Origin of the sequence: Neolewinella maritima, from assembly GCF_923081025.1 — a bacterium.
In the GTDB taxonomy this organism is placed as follows: domain Bacteria; phylum Bacteroidota; class Bacteroidia; order Chitinophagales; family Saprospiraceae; genus Neolewinella; species Neolewinella maritima.
The window spans coordinates 83386-102571 of the sequence record NZ_CAKLPZ010000001.1 but is presented as its reverse complement, the minus strand read 5'-3'; the positions used below and the strand labels follow the sequence as shown (position 1 = coordinate 102571).

18 protein-coding genes and 1 tRNA gene are annotated in these 19186 nt (G+C 62.9%); 4 read left to right on the top strand and 15 right to left on the bottom strand.

Features of this window, described 5'->3' with window-relative positions; genetic code table 11:
- Positions 1-43: 43 nt before the first annotated feature.
- From MJQ68_RS00470 to MJQ68_RS00455, 4 genes are read right to left on the bottom strand one after another with little or no spacing between them, the layout of a single operon-like run.
- The gene (locus tag MJQ68_RS00470; RefSeq protein ID WP_238749001.1) at positions 44-763 is read right to left on the bottom strand and encodes a DUF4097 domain-containing protein; all 720 of its coding nucleotides are present in this window, start codon (positions 761-763) and stop codon (positions 44-46) included.
- Between the two features lie 8 nt (positions 764-771).
- A complete protein-coding gene (locus MJQ68_RS00465; RefSeq protein WP_238749000.1) occupies positions 772-1587 on the bottom strand; it encodes a DUF4097 family beta strand repeat-containing protein in 816 nt (271 codons plus the stop codon).
- 9 nt (positions 1588-1596) lie between these two features.
- Positions 1597-2238 (bottom strand): HEAT repeat domain-containing protein, encoded by a 642-nt coding sequence (locus MJQ68_RS00460; RefSeq protein WP_238748999.1) that lies wholly within the window; start codon positions 2236-2238, stop codon positions 1597-1599.
- The gene (locus MJQ68_RS00455) at positions 2235-2777 is read right to left on the bottom strand and encodes an RNA polymerase sigma factor (protein ID WP_238748998.1); all 543 of its coding nucleotides are present in this window, start codon (positions 2775-2777) and stop codon (positions 2235-2237) included. The genes MJQ68_RS00460 and MJQ68_RS00455 overlap by 4 nt, the downstream gene beginning before the upstream one ends.
- Before the next feature lie 437 nt (positions 2778-3214).
- Here MJQ68_RS00455 and MJQ68_RS00450 point away from each other — a divergent pair, with 437 nt between their 5' ends.
- On the top strand, positions 3215-3403 hold the full coding sequence (locus tag MJQ68_RS00450) for a hypothetical protein (RefSeq protein ID WP_238748997.1): 189 nt from the start codon (positions 3215-3217) through the stop codon (positions 3401-3403).
- 6 nt (positions 3404-3409) lie between these two features.
- On the opposite strand, the gene MJQ68_RS00445 is transcribed toward MJQ68_RS00450, so the two are convergent.
- Together MJQ68_RS00445 and MJQ68_RS00440 are read right to left on the bottom strand one after the other, a co-directional pair.
- Complete coding sequence (locus tag MJQ68_RS00445; protein ID WP_238748996.1) at positions 3410-3871, bottom strand: cytochrome B; 462 nt, start codon at positions 3869-3871, stop codon at positions 3410-3412.
- Positions 3872-3906: 35 nt separating this feature from the next.
- A complete protein-coding gene (locus MJQ68_RS00440) occupies positions 3907-4983 on the bottom strand; it encodes an AI-2E family transporter (protein ID WP_238748995.1) in 1077 nt (358 codons plus the stop codon).
- Between the two features lie 134 nt (positions 4984-5117).
- On the opposite strand from MJQ68_RS00440, the gene MJQ68_RS00435 reads away from it, so the two are divergent.
- Positions 5118-5528 carry a secondary thiamine-phosphate synthase enzyme YjbQ gene (locus tag MJQ68_RS00435; RefSeq protein ID WP_238748994.1) on the top strand — a complete coding sequence of 137 codons (411 nt, stop codon included), beginning with the start codon at positions 5118-5120 and terminating at the stop codon, positions 5526-5528.
- Here the strand turns inward: MJQ68_RS00435 and pnuC are convergent.
- Together pnuC and MJQ68_RS00425 are read right to left on the bottom strand one after the other, a co-directional pair.
- Positions 5493-6107 (bottom strand): nicotinamide riboside transporter PnuC, encoded by a 615-nt coding sequence (gene pnuC, locus MJQ68_RS00430; protein ID WP_406612750.1) that lies wholly within the window; start codon positions 6105-6107, stop codon positions 5493-5495. The two genes, MJQ68_RS00435 and pnuC, sit on opposite strands and share 36 nt — an antisense overlap.
- Before the next feature lie 97 nt (positions 6108-6204).
- On the bottom strand, positions 6205-7119 hold the full coding sequence (locus MJQ68_RS00425; RefSeq protein WP_238748992.1) for a PfkB family carbohydrate kinase: 915 nt from the start codon (positions 7117-7119) through the stop codon (positions 6205-6207).
- Positions 7120-7194: 75 nt separating this feature from the next.
- On the opposite strand from MJQ68_RS00425, the gene MJQ68_RS00420 reads away from it, so the two are divergent.
- Positions 7195-7268, top strand: a tRNA-Asn gene (locus MJQ68_RS00420).
- A gap of 173 nt (positions 7269-7441) precedes the next feature.
- Here the strand turns inward: MJQ68_RS00420 and MJQ68_RS00415 are convergent.
- Together MJQ68_RS00415 and MJQ68_RS00410 are read right to left on the bottom strand one after the other, a co-directional pair.
- Positions 7442-8791 carry a hydroxymethylglutaryl-CoA reductase gene (locus MJQ68_RS00415; RefSeq protein WP_238748991.1) on the bottom strand — a complete coding sequence of 450 codons (1350 nt, stop codon included), beginning with the start codon at positions 8789-8791 and terminating at the stop codon, positions 7442-7444.
- Between the two features lie 10 nt (positions 8792-8801).
- Positions 8802-9860 (bottom strand): beta/alpha barrel domain-containing protein, encoded by a 1059-nt coding sequence (locus MJQ68_RS00410; protein WP_238748990.1) that lies wholly within the window; start codon positions 9858-9860, stop codon positions 8802-8804.
- 198 nt (positions 9861-10058) lie between these two features.
- Between MJQ68_RS00410 and MJQ68_RS00405 the strand changes: the two genes are divergently transcribed.
- Complete coding sequence (locus MJQ68_RS00405) at positions 10059-10562, top strand: SPOR domain-containing protein (protein ID WP_238748989.1); 504 nt, start codon at positions 10059-10061, stop codon at positions 10560-10562.
- 6 nt (positions 10563-10568) lie between these two features.
- Here the strand turns inward: MJQ68_RS00405 and MJQ68_RS00400 are convergent, their stop codons facing one another.
- The 5 genes from MJQ68_RS00400 to MJQ68_RS00380 all read right to left on the bottom strand — a co-directional run bounded on the left by MJQ68_RS00400 (position 10569) and on the right by MJQ68_RS00380 (position 19083).
- Positions 10569-10862: a rhodanese-like domain-containing protein gene (locus MJQ68_RS00400; RefSeq protein WP_238748988.1), complete on the bottom strand. Its 294-nt coding sequence runs from the start codon at positions 10860-10862 to the stop codon at positions 10569-10571.
- Between the two features lie 60 nt (positions 10863-10922).
- Positions 10923-13403, bottom strand: a complete 2481-nt coding sequence (locus MJQ68_RS00395; protein ID WP_238748987.1) for a T9SS type A sorting domain-containing protein — start codon at positions 13401-13403, stop codon at positions 10923-10925.
- 51 nt (positions 13404-13454) lie between these two features.
- A complete protein-coding gene (locus tag MJQ68_RS00390; protein WP_238748986.1) occupies positions 13455-17018 on the bottom strand; it encodes a PASTA domain-containing protein in 3564 nt (1187 codons plus the stop codon).
- A gap of 33 nt (positions 17019-17051) precedes the next feature.
- On the bottom strand, positions 17052-17477 hold the full coding sequence (locus MJQ68_RS00385; protein WP_238748985.1) for a DUF2141 domain-containing protein: 426 nt from the start codon (positions 17475-17477) through the stop codon (positions 17052-17054).
- An 88-nt stretch (positions 17478-17565) separates the two neighbouring features.
- A complete protein-coding gene (locus MJQ68_RS00380; RefSeq protein ID WP_238748984.1) occupies positions 17566-19083 on the bottom strand; it encodes a trypsin-like peptidase domain-containing protein in 1518 nt (505 codons plus the stop codon).
- Between the last annotated feature and the right edge of the window lie 103 nt (positions 19084-19186).

Sequence of the window (19186 nt, the reverse complement as noted above, 5' to 3'; positions counted from 1 at the left end):
CACGGGTTGCACCTGCGGATTGTTACACCTTGCCGGACCGCACTCAGCCTTCCCGCAGGTAGACCTTGCCGTAGGGGGCTTCGCAGCGCACCACCCCTGGCCGGGCCGCCCCTTCCACCGTACCCACGACGTGCTCGTAGAAGTCGCGCCGCTCGCTGGCCGCCGGGTCGATGGTGAGGTCGACGTCGGTGAGCAATTCACCGTACTGGGTAGTCAAGTCTACCCGCAGTGCCTGCCCCGGGGGGATGGTCAGGTCGACCGCCCCGTAGTTGCTGTATAGGTCCAGCTCGGCGGGGAATCCAGTGTCCGCATAGGCTACCGTGACGCCGCCGTAGGTAGACTTCACCTCCCGCAGCCCCGTCAGGTCGGTGATGTCGACGCTGCCGTAGACGGTCTCGACGGTGACGGTAATACCGGCGGGCACCCGCACGATCATCCGGACCTGGGAGTTGCAGCAGCTATCCCGCCCGTACTGTTTATTAACCTTGCTTAGGTCGCGCATCGTCGGCCCTTCCTCGTCTACGTAGATGGTGCCGTCGCGGCGGTCGATGTCCAGTTTGGCCAGTTCGGGGCGCGGCTCGCCCTCGATGGTCACGGCGTGCTCTACGGTGACGGCATCCCCCGTGGCTTCGCGGATTTCTACGTTGCTGAACAGGGCCGACAGGTGCAGGGCGGTGGCCCCTTCTAGCTCGATGCCCGTCATATCGGACTGAGCGTACAGCAGGGGGCTGGCCAGGAGAAGTAGGAGGAGTGGACGTATCATGAGCGTGCTTATTTTTTACGGATGTAGAGGTTGTCGTAGGTCGCGGTGAGGGAGAGCAGCGGTCCGCCGCCGTTGATGGTACCGGTGAGTTGCCCGCTGTGCCCCGCTTCCTCGCAGTTACACTCTTCGTCGTCACGCAGGCGCTCTCTGTCCCGGTCCCGGTCGTCGGCACCGGCGGTGGTCATATTCGACTTGATCTGGATGTCGAAGTCGGTGTACATATTCCCGTAGCTGGTGCTCAGCCGTACGTCCGCCTTCGTGGCGGCCGGCAGGGTGATGTCCACGTCCGAATAGCTCGAGTGCAGGCGGATCTCCTGGGTGGGTACTGCATCCCAGGTGCCTACGACGTCGCCGTATACGGCACTGACGGCGGTGGGGCCCCTGACGTTTTTGAGCTTGACGTCATTGTACATCATACTCACGTCCAGCTCGCCGGTAAAGTCCCGCACGCTCAGGTCGTTGCCCCGGTGGGTGCTCTGTTCTACGCTCACGCTGGCGGTATTGGGCACGTGTACGGTGACGGCCTTACCGTCGCCACCCACCTGCTGCACCAGGATGCGGCCGTCGGATTCGGTGACGCTCAGGCCCAAGCCGGTATTGTCGGTAAGACCGCTGGCGCTGATGCGGCGCAGGCCGGCGGCGCGCTCGTCTTCCTTGCCCCCGTTGCGCTGAGCTTCGATCCGGAGCTCACCGCCGGTGGCACCGACGATGGTGAGCCGGTCGATCTCCTTGAATTCGATAGGTTTACTACCGGTGGCGAGGGTATAGTCCTGCTGGGCCCACAGGGGGCTGCTCAGGCAGAGGAGGAGTATAAGTCGTAGCATGGTCATGGTTTAGATCAGTTTAAAGGTGCCCAGCTCGGCCGCGTCGCGCAGTTGCTGCGGCAGGCTGTCGTTGGTCATGATATCCTGCAGGTAGGGCAGCACGTCCCGCTCCTGGAGGGCGACGAGCGTTTCCAGCAGTTGCACGCGCACGGCGGGCGGTGGGGCGGCGGACATGGCGCGCAGCATTTCGCGGCGGGCGGCGGGGCTAGCGGCGAAGCGGCGCAGGGCATCCAGGGCGGCCAGGCGCACGTTCGTGCTGGCGTCGGTACGGAGCAGGTGACCGAGGTGCTCGATCACTTCGGGGTCGGCGGATGGCAGCTCCAGACTGGCCGTCACGGCACGCATCCGGGTGAAGCTGCTGCGGTCCTGCATCAACTCCAGCATCAGGGTGCGGGTGGCGGCGAGGTCCTGTGCTACGCGGCCGGTATCCTGTTTGGCGTAGGACCAGCCCAGGCCGAACACAAGCAGCAGGCTAGCGGCTACGGCCAGATAGGGGGCGGCGGTGCGCAGGTGCGATGACCTGGAGGGAGGGCGGTGGCGGCTGACTTCGGCGGCCAGCATCGTGGCGAACCGTTCGTCCGTTTCCGGGCCCGGTAGCGGGTCGGGCAGGGCGGCTAGTTCGCGGCGTAGTTTGTCGAGCGGGTCGTTCATGGTTTATCGGCATTGTGATAATTCGCACGCAGCCGCTTGCAGGCGCGGTGCATGCGCACCTTGACGTTGGCTTCCGTGGTGCCGAGCACGTGGGCGATCTCGGCGTACTTCATGTTGCGCTGCCAGGCTAGCTCTACGACCATGCGGTAGTTGTCGGGCAGCTTTCTGATGGCTGTTGGGAGTGTATGGCGGTAGTCGGTAAGCTGGTCGTCCAGTTGCTCCGGCGGCAGGTCCGGTAGCTCGCTGGTCGCGCAGACGGGGTTGCGCCCCATGGCCCGGCAGTGGTCGTGGTGCAGGTTACGCGCAATGGTGAACACCCAGCTACGGAACGACTGTCCCGCCCGCCAGCTCGTGCGGTAGGTGATGACGCGCTCGAACACTCCGTGCAGCAGATCCTCCGCCGTAGCCCGGTCGAGCGCCCCACGGTTGAGCAGAAAGCCCAGGATCGGACCCTTGTACCGCTCGTAGAGTGGGGCCAGCTGCTGGAGCTGCCCGGCGGCTACGTGCTGCATCAGGGTCTCATCGGGGGTAATCGTCACGGATAGCGGAGTGTCTTCTGGTGGGGATACTGCGGGTCTCCCTAAAGGTTACACTTGTTATTCGGATTATTCCTCCTGCTCTGTGGGCACGGTGTGGGCGGAGATTCCGGCTCGTGGCTTCCAGCCGCGGTGCATGCGGGAATTTCGGTTCGTGGCTTCCTGCCGCGGTGTAGGCGGGTCAATAAGAAAGTATATATGCAAGACCAGCAAGGAGCCGCGGCTGGAAGCCACGAACCGGAGGGGCATGCGGGGATTCCGGCTCGTGCCTTGTAGGCGCGGTGCATGCGGGTCAGTGAAGAGCACGTGCGCCAGACCAGCAGGGGGCCGCGCCTGCAAGGCACGAGCCGGGAGGGGCCGTCAGGAAGGCGCGAGCCTACAGAGCGCACCAGCGCAGACCTAACCGTGTTACCTCAGCGTAACCAAGCTACTCGATCGCTATGCCGCTCACTGACCCCGCACCCGTCCCGACTCAGTCGGGACCCGCGAAGAAACGATCCACCCTAAGGACGATCGTGTACGTCATCATTCTGCTCGTGGCCCTGTCGCTGATCCTGCAGGTGCTGGGCTTCGGCGTACTGGATCAGCGGGAGGACAACACGCTCATCGAGCAACCGCACATCGAGTAGGCAGCCTTACGACCAGCCCACGCTCTCCAGCCCGGAGTAGAAAGGCCAGGGGATAGCGGCCAGCATGATCAACAGTCCGATGGCATAGTATACGCCGATGGTCTTGTACCCCTTGTTGAGCTCGGCCTGCTTTTTGGCCTTTATGTACCCGATGGTAACAATGGCCACGGCCAGTAGCATAGCCCACCAGTGGACGTAGTTGTAGTACTTGGCGACCGCCGAGCCGCCACCCTCCAGGGGGTCGGCCGCAATGCCATAGGGGCTGAGCCATAGGAACAGCAGCAGGCCCAGCAGCAGCTGCAGGTGGACCGAGATGAAGGCGAAGAGCGCTAGCTTGTCCTTACCGGGATACAGTACTCCCGATCGGCGACGCGAATAAGCGCGCGCGATAGCGGCAATCAGTAGAATGAGTACGATCCAGCGCAGGCCGGAGTGCGCGTGTTGAATAGCGGTGTAGAGTACGCCCATGGTAGGTATTAAGTGGGCTGCAAGATACGGGCTGCCTACTCCTGCCCCAACAGGTAGGCGTAATCTTTCAAGCCCTCGACGTGCATGCACAGCACCCGCAGGATCGCCACCAGGGGAATGGCCACGATAGCCCCTACCGGTCCCCACATGACGGTGAAAGCGATGACCGCCACAATGGTCGTCAGAGGATTGATATCCACCTCGTCGCCCACGATGAGCGGGGTGAGGATGTAGCTTTCGAGCAGTTGTGCTACGGCCATGGTAGCCAGGATCCCGAGGATCATGTCCGTGCCCCCGCCCCCGGCAATCGCGATGGCCATAGCCAGCACCCCACCGATAATGTTACCGAGGTAAGGAATGATACTGAGCACGGCGACCAGTACGGCCACTACGATCGCATAGTCCAGCCCCACGATGCTGAAGCCCACGCCGTAGAGTACCGACAGGATCAGAATGAGGATCAGGCGCCCCTTCAGGTAGTTCTGGGCTACGTCCGACGCCTCGTTCATGGTCTCCTTGGTCTCGGCGCGGCGGGTGTCCGGCGCGCGGCGAAGTACGAACTCGTACAGCCGCTCCTTCTGGGCCAAAAAGAGTACAACGTATACCAGCATCAGCAGAAAATCACCCAGGATACTCAGCGTACCGGAGAGCGCTCCCGTGATCTGCTTCCCCCCGATCGGCAGGCTGCTGATCACGCTACCCGAGGTGCCCCCGCCGTCCTGTGTTTCTGCCGCACCACCGGTTGCGGCAGTGTCGCCGCCGCCGCCACCTCCCGGCAACACGGCGATCTGCTCCCTAGCCTTGGCCACCTGCTCGCTGATGCGCTCTTCGATCTTCGGCCAGTTATCGGCAAAACGGGTAGCCTGCTTGCCCACCGCAAAGAACAGCGCGGCAAAGAACAGCAGCAGCACGCACACCGCACCCGCGATCGCGAAGCCCGATTTCCACCCCCAACTGCGCAGCTTATTGTCGATGGGATTGAGGAGCATGGCGATCAGCCCCGCTATGACCAGCAGTAATACCACCCCCTGGCCGTAGTACAGCACCACGACCGTACCGATCACGGCCGCTAATCGCCACACATACGCCTGTAACTTGGATGTATCCTGCATAATCAATGATTCTACCTACTCGTAGGTCAAACCGGCCCGCCCTGTTCACTCTACCCTACTTTTGTCCCGCCCCCCTACCACAGCAGACTCCCCCCTACAGCACTACCAAACTACAGAACTACCCCTCCCCCCCAATGACCACCCAGACCACCTTCCGCCTCCCCGCCCACCGCCGCGGCTTCCACGTCGTGACCCGCGAGGTGCTGGACCAACTACCCCCGCTGCCCGCCGCCGGCCTGCTGCACCTGTTCATCCAGCACACCTCAGCTGCCATCACCGTCAATGAAGCGGCAGACCCCGACGTGCTGACCGATTTCGAATCCGTCTTCAACCAACTGGTACCGGAGAACCTGCCCTTTCTCGTGCACACCATGGAGGGGCCCGACGATATGCCCGCCCACATCAAGGCGGCCATGATCGGCCATAGCATCACGCTGCCCATCACCGCCGGCCGACTCAACCTGGGTACCTGGCAGGGCATCTACCTGTGTGAATTTCGCAATCGCGCCTCAGGCCGCAGCCTCGTGGCCACTGTGTATAGCTAGCCGGCGCCAGTGCAGGTAGCCGTACACCGCCACCACGATGTACAGTAGCATGACCAGCAGGTACAGGTAGGCTTCCGTGCGCCAGTAAATGAAGACATAGGCCAGGTCGATCACCACGAAGTACAGCCAGTTCTCCAACCGCCGCGCGATGAGCAGGAAGGTGGCCACTACGCTAAAGGCCGTCGTGATGCCGTCCAGGTAGGGCATCGCCGCATCCGCCCGGTAGATAAGCACGAAGTTGGCCAGGCCATAGCCCAGCAGCAGGGCGCTCGATGCTACCGTCAGGTGCTCACCCAACGTCATGCGCAGGATCGGTGGTTTTTGTCCTGCCAGTTCGCCCACGACCTCGCTATCCAGCGCCTCTACCGCCGGCCGCGAGCGGGTACTTCGGCGCCAGCGGTACAGCCCAACCCCCGCCATCACGAAGTAGAATACCTGGAGCAGGGCATCGGAAATGAGGTTGTACACGGCCACCATCTGGTGGGCCCACAGCAGCGACCCTACGGCGGCGAATAGCCAGCAGGCGTTGCGGTCCCGGCTAGCCAGCAGTACGTAGACGACCGAGCAGCCCAGCGCCAGCCAGTCCAGCAGGGGGGTGGTCCGTACCTGTTCGATCAGTAGCGCTACATCCATCGGGGTGTCCCGATAGCTATCGGGACAAGTGCCAGTTTATTGATTAAAGGGCCACATTCATCAGCCGCACGAAGCGCTGTACCCGCTCGTCGATCTGCCCGCGGTCCAGTCCCTGCATTCGCCGGGTACCGAAGTCTTCCACTACGAAACTGGCCATAGCCGAGCCGTAGATGACCGCCCGCTTGAGGTTCTCAAAGCTGATGTCGTCGGTAGCGGCCAGGTAGCCCATCAGACCGCCTGCGAAGGTGTCGCCCGCTCCCGTGGGATCGACCACCTTGGCCAGCAGCAGCGCAGGGGCGGAGAAGACCTCGTCCTCCTTGAACAGCAGGGCGCCGTGCTCCCCCTTCTTGATGATGAGGATCTCGGGACCCATAGCCACGATCTTGGCCGCCGCGGTAAGCAGACTCAGTTCGCCGCTCAGCTGCCGGGCTTCTTCGTCGTTGATGATGAGGATATCGATGCGCTGGAGTACCGCCTTAAGGTCGTCCAGGGCGATGTCCATCCAGAAGTTCATCGTATCCAGGGCGATCAGCTTGGGCCGGCCGTCGAGCTGGTCGATCACCCGGGCCTGTACGGCGGGGGTGAGGTTGCCGAGCATGATGTAGTCCGTAGCGCGGTAGCTCTGTGGCACCTTGGGGTCGAAGTCGGCCAGTACGTTGAGCTGGGTATCGAGCGTGTCGCGACCCATCATATCGTCGTGGTAGCGGCCCGACCAGAAGAATGACTTGCCATCGGCAATCACCTCCACGCCTTCCAGGTCAGCCCCGCGGCGGCGGAGATCGGCCAGAAAGTCGTCGTTGTAGTCGCCACCGATCACGGAGACGAGCTGGACCGGCTCCACGAACTGGGTGGCGGCCATGGCGATGTAGGAGCAGCTGCCGGCCTCAATCATCTTCACCTCCCCGTAGGGCGTATAGACATCATCGTAAGCGAGCGTACCGACAGCAAGAAGGGGCATATTTTAATTTTTTGGGGCCGCAAAGATTGCAAAATAAAGGCAGACGGCGTAGCTTTGCGTCCGCTTAAGCGCACTGCCTCAGTAGCTCAGTTGGTTAGAGCGGCGGACTGTTAATCCGTAGGTCAAAGGTTCGAGCCCTTTCTGAGGCGCATTTCAAGATCAAGGGATCGAAGACTACGGTTTTTGATCCCTTTCTCTTTTGTCCTACACGTTGCCTCGGTAGCTCAGTTGGTTGGAGCGGTCCCGACTCAGTCGGGATTACTCCGTAGGTCAACGATTCGAGTCCTTTCTGAGGCACATTTCTTTAAGGACCAAAGGGCAGTTACCCTTCGATCCGTTCCATCTCTTCCCTCAACTTCTCCAGGTATTGCCGTACCCCGTGGTGGCTCACCGTGCGCCCGTTGAAGAAGTCGGTCGTCTGCTGTCGCTCGGGTACGGTGGCTTCCAGACTCGACAGGATATTCTGCAGATGCATCTTCATGTGGCCGCGCTGAATGCCAGTGGTGACCAGGCTGCGTAGCGCTGCGAAGTTCTGGGCCAGGCCGGTGACGGCTGCGATACACATCAACTCCTCGGCGTTGGGACGGCCCAGTAGGTCCAGCGCCAGGTCGGCCAGCGGATGCAGCCGGGTCAGCCCCCCCACCGTGCCCAGGGCCAGCGGTACGGTGAGCTCGAAGTGGAACACCTCATCGACTACCCGGCAGCGACTCAGCGAGCGGTACTGCCCATCTTCGGCGGCAAAGGCATGTACGGCAGCTTCTACGGCCCGGAAGTCGTTGCCAGTGGCGAGCACCACGGCATCGATACCGTTCATCACCCCCTTATTGTGGGTTACGGCGCGGTAGGGATCCTGGCGGGCAATGTCTACCGCCAGCTGGAACCGGCGCACGAAATCCGCCGCATCGACCCCGGCACCGGGAATATTCATCGCCTCGATGGGGCAGCTCACCGCCGCGCGTACCACGCAGTTGGGCGTGTGGTTGCTCAGGATAGCCATGATGATCTCCAGCTCCCGCTCGTCGGCAGTGAGCTCCTCGCTGGTAGCTGCCCATAGTTCCAGCTCACCGGCGTAGGCTTCGAGGATGGTATTGATGAAGTTGGCACCCATACTGTCTGCCGTGCCGAAGCGGACGAGCAGCTGATAGCACTGGGGGTGCACGGCGGGCAGGTGCTTCCAACTGAGCCCGCGCACGCCGCCGCCGCGTGCTTCCATACGGGCGGTAAGGCCGGCGGTGGCGGCGTACAGGCGTTGTTCCAGGGCAGGCAGGAGGGCGGCACGGCGCTCCGGGCGGCCCGACCAGCGGAAGTGTACCTGCCCCAGTTTTTCGGTAGCGATCACCTCGGCCCGAAAGCCGCCCCGCGTGGCCCAGTACTTGGCGGCGCTGCTGGCGGCGGCCACCACGCTACTCTCCTCGATGACCATGGGCACCACGTAGGTCGTACCGTTGATCACCACATTGGGGGCCACGCCGAAGGGAAGGGGGAAGTTGGCGACCGTGTTCTCGCTGAAGTTGTCGAGCACCTGCTGCAGGTCCTGGCTTCCGGCGTCGAAGTAGCGGAACTCCTCGGTCGTACGGCCGGCCAGAAAGGCGTCTAGAAGCCACTGCCGACGCTGTTGTTTGCCGAGTTTGCTGAAGCCGTTGATACGTCCCTTGTCCTGCTGCTGCGCCACGGGCGGTCGTTTAGTGCCGGGGGCGAAGATAGGCGTTGGCCAGTTCGAGGCCCCGCAGCTGGGTCATAACAAAGCGCCGCAGGGTGCCGTAGTCTTCCCGGGCATAGCGTAGGAAGGCCGAGGCCTGCCCGTATACGGCCGGCAGACCAGCGATCTGCGTCAGGTAGTAGCCGTCCAGAAAGCCCTGCACGCCCCCGCTGACGATGAGGTGCTGACAGGCCACCGGTACGGTCTCCGAACGGAGTAGTCCGTTGATCTGGCGGACCATCTCCTCCGCGCCGTGTCCCACCTGCGTAAGTCCGGAATAGGCCTCGCGGGCCAGGTCGTCCGAGCGGAAGAGCTCCAGTTTAGCGAAGTTCGTGCCCCCGTTGGCGGCGGTATCCAGGGCCAGGAGGGGGAGCCGTAGCAGGGCCTGCAGACTGGCGGGGCCCATCCCCTGCCCTACTTCCTTCACGATGAGGGGCAGATCGGGCAGGGTCTCGATCAGGGCCTGGATGGTCTCTAGTGGAGACACCGTAAAACGGTCACCCTCTGGCTGCAGCCACTCCTGTAGGGGGTTGACGTGCACGATGAGCCCGTCCAAGTCGAGGGTACGGACCAGTTGGCCGATCATGGCCTCGTTGCCTTCGTCCAGCAGCACTTGCACCTGCGCAACGCCGAGGTTGGCAAACAGGATGGCTGCATCGCCCGCTATGGGCCGTACGTTGAAGTCCTTGAAGCGGTGATCGTCGTAGAGCAGGCCGCGGCAGGAGCCCAGTCCCATGCCGATCCCAAACTCACCGGCGGCGCGCGCCAGGTTATGGTTGATGGTATAGGCCTTTTCCGTGCCACCGGTCATGCTGCTCACCCAGAGGGGAGCGTGCAGCTGCTTGTCTCCCCAGTCGATCCTGGGCAGGCTGCCGGGGGCGGGGTGCGCGGCCAGGAGCGGCTCGTAGTCGAAGCGCTTATCGAGCTGCAGGCGATCGACCTGCGAGCGGAAGGCCAGCTCGATGTGATCTTCCTTCCGGCCGGGGGCGGTGGGGTCGCGCGGGGCGGTATCCGGGGGGGAGACGGAAGGAAATTCAGCCATAGTACAAGGCAACGCCGCGTCCCGGGAATGGTTTAGCGCATGAAAAAGGGAGTGCCTAAGTGGCACTCCCTCTAAAAACGGTCTTTCCAAAAAGCAAACACTTGACAAAAATCTTTCCCGCCCGTACCCGTAAACCGGGGGGGCAGTTATTTCTTTAGGGTTAATAGTCTGTTCACTTGCTAACCGTACACTCGCTAGATGAAATCATCCGTTGTCGTTCCCGTCATCCTCATCGTCTGCCTGCTAGCCCTTGCACTGCTGATTTCCCGGGCCTTTACTGCTGCCAATCAGGGGGAGGTCGTGCCCCAAGATAGCGGTAGCTACACCAATTCTCCAAACTCAGCCGCGCAGGATTCCTTCGAATTCTCCGCAGACCGGGAAAATAGCAGTTCTGACACCGAACGTATTCCCCGGGAACTGCGCCCCGTCACCGCCGATGATAGCCAGCTGCCCAGTGCGGATATTTCCGGTGAGGGAAACTACTTCGTCATCGCCGGCACCTTTCGGCAGGAGATCAACGCCCGCACCCGCGTCCGCGACCTCAGAAAAGCCGGTTTTGACAGCACGGAGCTCTCTACCTTCGACCGCGGTACCTACGCCGTGGCCCTGGTGGGTCGCTCCGACGACTTTGCGGAAGCCGGAGCCCTCGCCGAGCGCGTTCGCACGGCGGGCTATGAAGCCAAGGTCTACCGCAAGCGGTAACCGAAACTACTCCTGGTAGGCCAGCATGCCGCCCTCCAGGTTGCGCACCCGCTTGAAGCCCGACTGCCGCAGCAGCTCCTGGGCCATGGCTGAGCGCTTGCCACTGCGGCAGTAGATGATGATCTCCTGCTCGCGGTAGGGCGTGAGCTTGTCCATCGACATACTCAGCTGGCCCAGCGGCACGTGAATCCCTCCGATGTTGAACTCCGCCCGCTCGTAGTCCTCGCGTACGTCCAGCAGGACATAATCGTTCTTTCCTTCTTGCTCTCGTTGCTTGAGTTCCGCTGCGGTGGCTTCCATAAATTACGTTGCTTGTGGTGAGGGCTAAAGTCTGTGCGAACACCGGAAGAGGCAAATAGATTAATGGCGCACGATCTTATGTCGACTCAGTCGGTCGCCCCAGCGGCATTCCAGCAGGTACATTCCGGGCGGTAGCGCCGTCAGATCTACCGTCAGACTGCCCCTCTGGGCATACACCAGCTGGCCGCTGCCGGTGTACAGGCGCACTCCCAAATCCGCAGCCGCTAGCGCCTCCCGGGGCTGGAGGTATAGCATACCGTCGGTCGGGTTGGGGTATACGTCGACCAATCGCTCGATCACCAGATCGCGGGTAGCAGTGGGCCGGATATCCGCTCCGCTCAGTAGCGGCCGGATCATGATCGCGCCCCGGGTAGAGCCCCCCAGGGTCTGAAAACCACTTCCCGCATTGAAGAATTGTACGCTATCGGGCTGCGTATTGCGGTCGAAGCCTACGGGTAGCGAGCGATCCGCTGATCCCTGCCGCCAACCGATGTAGAAATCACCTACGGGCAGTGCCAGCGGCTCCGGCAGGGCGTAGCTGCTGAAGGCCTGCAGAGAGTCGGCGTAGAAGTCTTCGGCGTAGAGCACGGGTGCCGAGAAGCTGTACAGTAGCTCACCGGGACGGTTAGTCTCTCCCTCCCCGTACACCTCGAAGTTGATGTTTTGATTGCCGGCACTGCCGAGCCCGCGGGGAAGGCGGATGCGGATACCGGTCAGCTCGTCGGCCACGTAGGCCCGGTAGCGCTGTACGATGACGTTGCCCTGCTGCCCCTCGATGGCCACCTCGGCACTGCCGTCGTCGTAGGCCATGTAGTCGGCCAACTCGGTCAGGGTAGTGGCCGTATCATTGCGGGCCACGGCGGGCGAGAAGGTCGCATCTTCGGTGGCCACCGTCAGGGCGTAGGTCGTGGCCAGGAGGTAATCTTCGGCGGGGTCCAGCCCGAGCAGGAAGTCGCGAATGGCCGCTGCCGTAGGCAGTTCGGCAAAGGTGGCCCGGCGGGTTTCGAAGCTCAGGGGGGCGATACCGTTATCCTGTCCGAAAAAGCGGGAGGGGAATAGACCGGCCGCGGAGGAGAAGAAGGGGGTACCCCGATTTTCGATCGTGTAGGTCGACTGGGTGACCGGCGTGACGTCCGACCGGTGGTTCCATACGCTCAGGAAAATGGAGTCGGCAAACAGCTCACCCCCCGCGGCCTGTAAGTGGCGTACCGGTACGCTGGTGTACGGGGCCACCAGGCGAAAGGGTTCGTCGGTCAGTGCCAGGTCCTGGGTCACCAAGCTGGTGGAGGTGTTGCTAAGCTTCACGTAGTCCAGGTTCCAGTTGTCTACCCCGCCGGTCTCGGTGCTCAGGTTTACGAAGCGAAACTGAAAGCCGTCGTACTGGTAGTCAGCCGGTACATCCAGCAGCACCCCCGTGAAGGGGTCGATCACGGTATTGGTCTGGGTATTGAGGATTCCCTCCCGGGCAAAGACCGTGTTCCAGCTACCCGCCACGTCGAGGAACTGCACCAGGAAGCTGTCCTGTAGTTCCGGACGGTTGCCCAGTCCCTTCGGCTGTAGGTAGAACGACAGTACCGTGCCGCTCTGCCCCGCCAGATTGATGGAGGCCGAGGTAAGGAAGTCCCGGGGCTGTCCCCGCCGCCCGTTGCCGCCCGCCGCGTAGGGCCGCCCGTCGAAGTCGAGCCCGTCGAAGGTAGCCACCCCGATGGAGGGCGGCGTGACGCCGTAGCTGCGGTTGATCAGCACGTCCTCGTCCTGCCACAGTTCTACCGCCGGCCGCACCCCTCCGTACGAGAAGTCGTCGAAGAAGGGCAGGTCCACGCTGGCCCGATCCACGGTGAAGGAGGCTCGGTAGGTGTCGCACAGACCAAATTCGTTGCAGACCGTCACGCACACCGCGTCCGTCCCCCCGTAGCGCCCGGCCACGTAGTCGAAGTCGTTACTCCCCTGCCCGAGCGCGCGGGCAAAGTTGCTGCGCTGCCCCCGTCCGGCGTAGTCGGTGTCCTCACAGTCGGCCAGACTACGGCACACGGTTCCACCGGGCAGGCTATCGGCCGGCACTACGATACTGGTCGTGGTTTCCGGTACGACCAGCCGGTTGCCGAGCTGCACCGTGCGGCCCGGCCGCTGTACGAGTACTACCAGGTCCACTGTATCGGCGCATACGCCCTGCGGCGAGCAGACGGTCAGCCCCAGCGTATCGAAGCCCTGCACCACGCCCGCGGTGGCAGTGTACAGTACGGTATCACCCCGTAGCTCGGCCGTACCGAAGCGGGCCGTGCTGCAGCCGATGCAGCGGTAGTCCGTCAGGTCGCTCGACAGTCCCGTCGTGTCCAGGTCCACGCGCAGCATGCGGTTCTGCCCGCTGATGAGCCGTTCTACGCCCGGCAGTTCCGCGACATCCCCACAGGCCATGCGGAAGTCGACCGCCTGGGCCGGTCCGGCGGAGGCGCGACGTAGTTCCGCTCGTTCCTGTAGCGGTACGATCGTTTGGGCGGCCAGACCGCAAGTAGCCAGCAGGAAAAACAGGATAAGTCTCATGTACGGTAGTTGCTAGGGAGTCAACGCAAAACGCGGCTCCGGGGATACGTCCTAGTCGCAGTCCGTCGGCTGCACATCACTGAGCACCAGATTTACCCGCCCGCCGGTCTCTACCTGGGCACCCGCCGCCGGCTCGGTCCGCACGATATAAGCCGCGTAGCGGTCGGTAAACTCTCCGGTCACGCGACCCACCACCAGCTGACTGCCCGTGATACCGAACTCGGCCGTACCAAACTGCTGGCAGCGGTAGTCGGCCAGCTCGATCCGGTCCCCCTTACGCTTGGTGACCACAAAGTCCAGCGTACTCCCCATCGGCACCTGTATGCCCTCTCGCAGGTCCTCGTCGGTGATCTTGCGGTCGTCGTAGTACAGGTAAAGGATGGTACCCTCCTCCTGCCGTGCGTCGTACTGCTGCTCGCGGATCCGGTAGCGGATGTTCTTGCGCTCCAGTAGGCGGGTATAGACGCTGTAGTCGTAGTTGCCCACCAGGCTGGGCAGGGTCACGTCGGGCACGGTCTCGCTCAGGATGGTGAGGTAGACCGTCCGGTTATTCTTCACGCGGCTCCCCACGGGGGGCTGCTGCTGCACCACCAGACCGGGCGGGCGTTCGGGATCGTAGGCGCCTACGGTCACGTCGATCTTGAGGTCCTGGGCGTGGGCCACGCGGCGCGCCTCATCGATCAGGCTACCCTCGAAGGTGGGGATCTCCATGCTCTCGCCGTGGTTGGTGTACATATTGAGTCCGGTGCGCAGCAGCAGGAACAACAGGAGCAGAAAGGCACCGGCCAGAGCCACGTTCTTCAGCACCGTCAGCAGCACCTTACTGTTGGGCGGGGCCGCAGGTGCGGGGCCCTGGGTAGCGGGCGGCGGGGTGGCGGCGGGCGGGATGGGAGCGGTGTACGCTGGTTTAGCCACGGGTATGCGTTTCTTGCGTTCCTGCGCAAAACGCAGCAGGGCAGCGATAAATTGGTAGGGCTGGTAGCCGGCGATCGCGGCCTGGTGGAAGATGGCCGTGGCCGGGGTCATTCCGGGCAGACTGTTCACCTCGATTACGATCGTCCGCGCCCGCCCGTCGGCGAACACCTGCACGAAGGCATCGATGCGGCAGTAGCCCTCTACCCCCAGGGTGCGGGCGGCTAGTTCCAGATCCGCCTTGACCTGATCGGCTACGTGCTCGTACGAGTAGGCATCCGTACCCAGGCGGGCCGGGGTGAGGTTTTGTCCCTCACCGGCCAGGAATTTTTCCTCTAGACTCAGCACCTCGCCACCGGCCAGGGCCTCGCTGGGCTCGAAGATCTCGTACCGGAGCTCCCCGTCCGCCCCGTAGTGGGTGAGCATGCCGCCGGTGATCTCCAGGAACTTATCCGCCCCCTCGGCCGTAATGGCCGACTCGAAAAGAATAGTGCTCTTGCCCAGCGGCCACTCTGCCTTTTCACCCAGCTTGAGCACGGCGCGTGCGCTGCGTTCCTGCTTGCCGCCGGGCTGGAAGGTAAGCTGGGTGTAGGCCTCCAGTTCGGCGCGGTTGCGCAGCAGCAGGACGGCCGAGCTGCAGCCATCGTCTACGGGCTTAGCGATGAGGGGGTAGTCGAATTTCTCCTCCACCCGCTGGTAAAAGCCGGATTGGTTGAGTAGGTAGTCCTCCCGGGGGGCCAGCCACTGCTCGGTGACGGGCAGACCAGCCGCGTACAGCCGCTGCAGGGTCTCGTACTTGTCGATGGTGACGGTGGAGGTCTCCGGTCCGGAGCCGTTGTAGGGCAGGCCCAGTCGTTCGAGCTGCTGCTGGACCTGACCATCCTCCCCGGGCCGACCGTGCAGGGCGATGAATACGGCATCGGCGACACCGGGCAGCGCGTCCAGCGGAATGTGCACCGGATGGAAGACTACGTCAGGATCGGCATACCGATCGGTGATCGCCGCACAGGCCTGGCGGATCTCGGCAATGGCGGGGTGCTCGGCCGGCTTGCGGATCTTGTCGCGGATATCGTCGGCGTTGTCCTTCAGCAGCAGATTGATGGGTAGCTGGTACAGGACGTAGGGCGCGTCGGCCTGATCTTCTGCTATGGGACTGGTCAGGAAGAGGGGTAGCGGCCGGTACTCCTCCGAAGAACTGAGCTTCTCGTATACGTTGCGGCCGCTCTCCACACTGATGTGGCGCTCGAAACTGCTGCCCCCGAGCAGGACGGCTACGCGCTTCTTCGCACCCGCGCTGCGCCGCAATGCGTCTACAGCCGCGTCTACCCGCTGGAGTAGGTCGGTGTGCTCCCGCTCCTGGAGGCTGGTGCGGATGATGTAGGTGAGAAACTGGCTGGGGCTGAGGCCGATCTCGGCCGCTTGGTGGAAGAAGAACGACGAAGGCATCATGCCGCTGGTCGTGTTGGGATCGTTGAGGAAGATCGTGCCTTCGGGAGTATAGAAGCCGTCGATGCGGGCGTATACGGCAAAGCCCAGCTCGGTGAACAGCCGCTCGGTCTCGCGCCGGATGGCGGTGATAGCTTCCTGCGGCAGATCGATGGGCGTGACCTTGCGGCTGCGGCCGGGCAGGTACTTGCTGCGGTAGTCGAACAGCTCGCCATCGTACTTGACGATCTCGGTGGGCGGCAGGGCCACTACCCCACCGTCGGGCGTGCGCAGCACGATGGTCGAAAACTCCTTGCCGGCAATGAAGCCTTCGATGATGACGCGCTCCTCGGACTGCTGGCCCTCGAAGACGACCAGCGGGTGCCCCTGATCGGTACTGGCCTGCTCCAGGTAGTCGTAGACCTCGTCGGGAGTGTAGAGCGTGAGGCGGTGGTCGCCACGCTGGGCATCGAGCGGAAAGGCGATGCCGTCGCGCAGGTCGCTGAGGTGGCGCACGTACTCTATGCGGTCGGCGGGACTGCGGTCGGCGTAGTCCTGCAGCAGCAGCTGGGCGCGGAAGAAGGCCGCATCGACGGCGTGCTCGAAGCCGCTCAGGCCCTCCTCCTCCTGTAGGATGGCCACGCCGATGCTGCTGCCCTGACGGGCGGGGCGTACGACCATGGGCCAGCCGATCTGCTCGACGGACTGCTGGTAGAACTGCTCGATGGGAGTACGGCCAAAGGCCTCCTGCTCGATGACCAGGATGGGCGGCGAGGGGTAGCCGGCGGCGGCCATGAGCTCCTTCTGCAGGGCCTTGTCGATGCCGATCTCGCTGGCGCGCACGCCGCTGCCGGTGTAGGGTACGCCGGCGTATTCGAGTTCGCGCTGGAGCTGTCCGTCCTCGCCGTACTCGCCGTGCAGGGCCAGGAAGGCTACATCGATCAGGTCGGGAAGCTCCTCGCGGCGGATGCGGCGACCGATGTGGCTACCCATCGCTTCCAGGTCCAGCTCACTCTGCGGACCCAGGCTCTCCTGATACACCTGGAAGCCATGGGCGCTCTGGGGGGCCAGGGAGACCGGCGGAAAAAAATCGCGGATACTGCCCCGGTAGAGGTACTGCCAGTCGAGCAGGTACCAGCGGCGGTGGCTGTCGACGAAGATGGGCAGCGGCGTGAAGACGGCCTTATCGAGGTTGTCGTAGACCGTGCGGCCGCCGGCGAAGGAGATCTCGCGCTCCCGGGAGGGGCCACCGAAAAAGATGCCAACAGTGATACTCATAAGCGCGCGAAATAGCGGGCGAAGTTACGGCTATCACCGCAACCGCAGGGACGGCAAGCCGTGCCGGGGATCGAACACAAAACTCATCTCCTCAAAGCGCGGCTTGCGCAACCAGCTCTGCAGCGGGCGGCTGAAGGCCCAGGGCTCGGCGGGTAGCCCCACTAGGTTGGTATCCAGCTCGCCGTTGTCGTTCTCGTCGTGGAAGACGGCAATGGCGTAGCGCCGGCCGACCACCAGCTTGTCGATGCGCACCTGCGTCGCCCCGGTACCGTGGACCGGCTGATACACCAGGCGGGCCTTATCACGATCCAGAAAGTCGGCGGGGGATTCGTAGATGCCCACCCAGAGGGTGCCGCTGCTACTGCGCACATTCTCAATGTGCAGCGTCAGGGTAGCCAGAGCCGCCGGCGCGGGTGCCGGGGCGGACGGGATGAACAGCAAGAGGATCAGGAGCAGCATGGGTGGGGAGGGAAGCTAACGTACAACGGGGCGACACCCGGCTTGTAAGGTGTCGCCCCGTGAATAGGGACCAGTGACGTCTGGAACCTTACTTAACGATGGCGTACTTGTAGGTGCGCGACGTATCGTCGGGATATACCCCTTCGAGGGTGATGGGACCGTCGGCACCGTCCAGCAGGTCTTCCAGCTGCTCCACGTCCCGTACGCTGCGGCCGTTGACGCGGGTGAGGATGAAGCCGGGGCGGACGCGGGTCTGCTCGGCCAGCAGACCATTACCCAGCTTGGCGATGGCTACGCCCTGTACGTTCAACTCATTCGCGTAGTCCTCGCTCAGGTTCTCGAACTCGGCGCCCAGGGAGCTGACTATTTCGGGTCCTTCGGTGGGTAGCATCACGTCCGTGTTGCCGTTGGTGTTCTGTAGTACGACCGTATAATCGCGGGCCTTGCCGTCGCGCTCTACGTTCAGGGTGACGCGGTCGCCGGGGCGGTGGCGGCCGAGCTGCTCCAGGAGCTCGCTGCTGCGGAGGGTAGATACATTGTCGACGCTCAGGATGACATCACCGGCGCGGATACCGGCCTCTTCGGCGGCACTGCCTTCGACTACTTCGGCGACGTAGACGCCGTTGTCGCGGTCAATATCCTTATCCTTAGCAAAGGCCGTATTGATCTGCTGAATGCGGGCACCGAGCAGGCCACGCTGTACGATGCCGAACTCGCGCAGGTCTTCGGCGACCTTCTTGACGATGGCGGAGGGAACGGCAAAGCTGTAGCCGGCGAACACACCGGTGGGGCTGCTGATGGCAGTGTTGATACCGATCAGGTCACCGTTCTGGTTGACCAGGGCACCGCCGCTGTTGCCGGGGTTGACTACGGCGTCAGTCTGAATGAAGGACTCGATGGCCATATCGCCGCCGCTGCGGCGTACGATATCGATACTGCGTCCCTTAGCCGAGACGATACCGGCGGTGACGGTGCTGGTGAGGCTGAAGGGATTACCCACGGCTACCACCCACTGGCCCACCTTCACTTCGTCGCTATCGGCAAACTGAATGGGCTGTAGACCGGTCTCGTCGATCTTGATCAGGGCGATGTCGGTAGTAGGGTCGGTACCGATGACGGTAGCGGTGTAGGTGCGCTCGTCGTTCAGGACCACCTCCAGGGTTTCAGCGTCTTCTACGACGTGGTTGTTGGATACGATGTAGCCATCGGTACTAATGATCACACCGGAGCCGCTGCCCTGCTGCAGGGGCATCTCGCCGCCATTGCCGCCGCGGCCGGGGTTACCAAATAGGTCACGGAAGGCGTCGGGCAGTTGATCGGGATCGATGCCGAAGGGATTGCCACCGCCGCCATTGCGTCCGGCGGGCTTGCTCGCTTTGATATGCACGACGGCGGGTAGCGCACGGTCGGCAGCAATTACGAAGCCTTCCGTGGGTGCGGGTACCACGCGGGTTTCGGGGGCATTAGAAAAACGGGCCAGGGTCGTGGTGGGCGTACCGTTGACCTCTACATACTTGGTCTGTCCCCAACCTAGATAATTGGCGCCGCCTAGGGCGACCATGCCGCCGAGTATGGCGACCAGAACGATAATGAGTAATTTTTTCATTTGACCTTACAATTAAATTTTCGGGAGGGTAGATTCCACTGGAGAAACTATACGCAGAAGACCACTTACACCTACTTTTAGTTGGCAGAACGGCTTTCTCTTA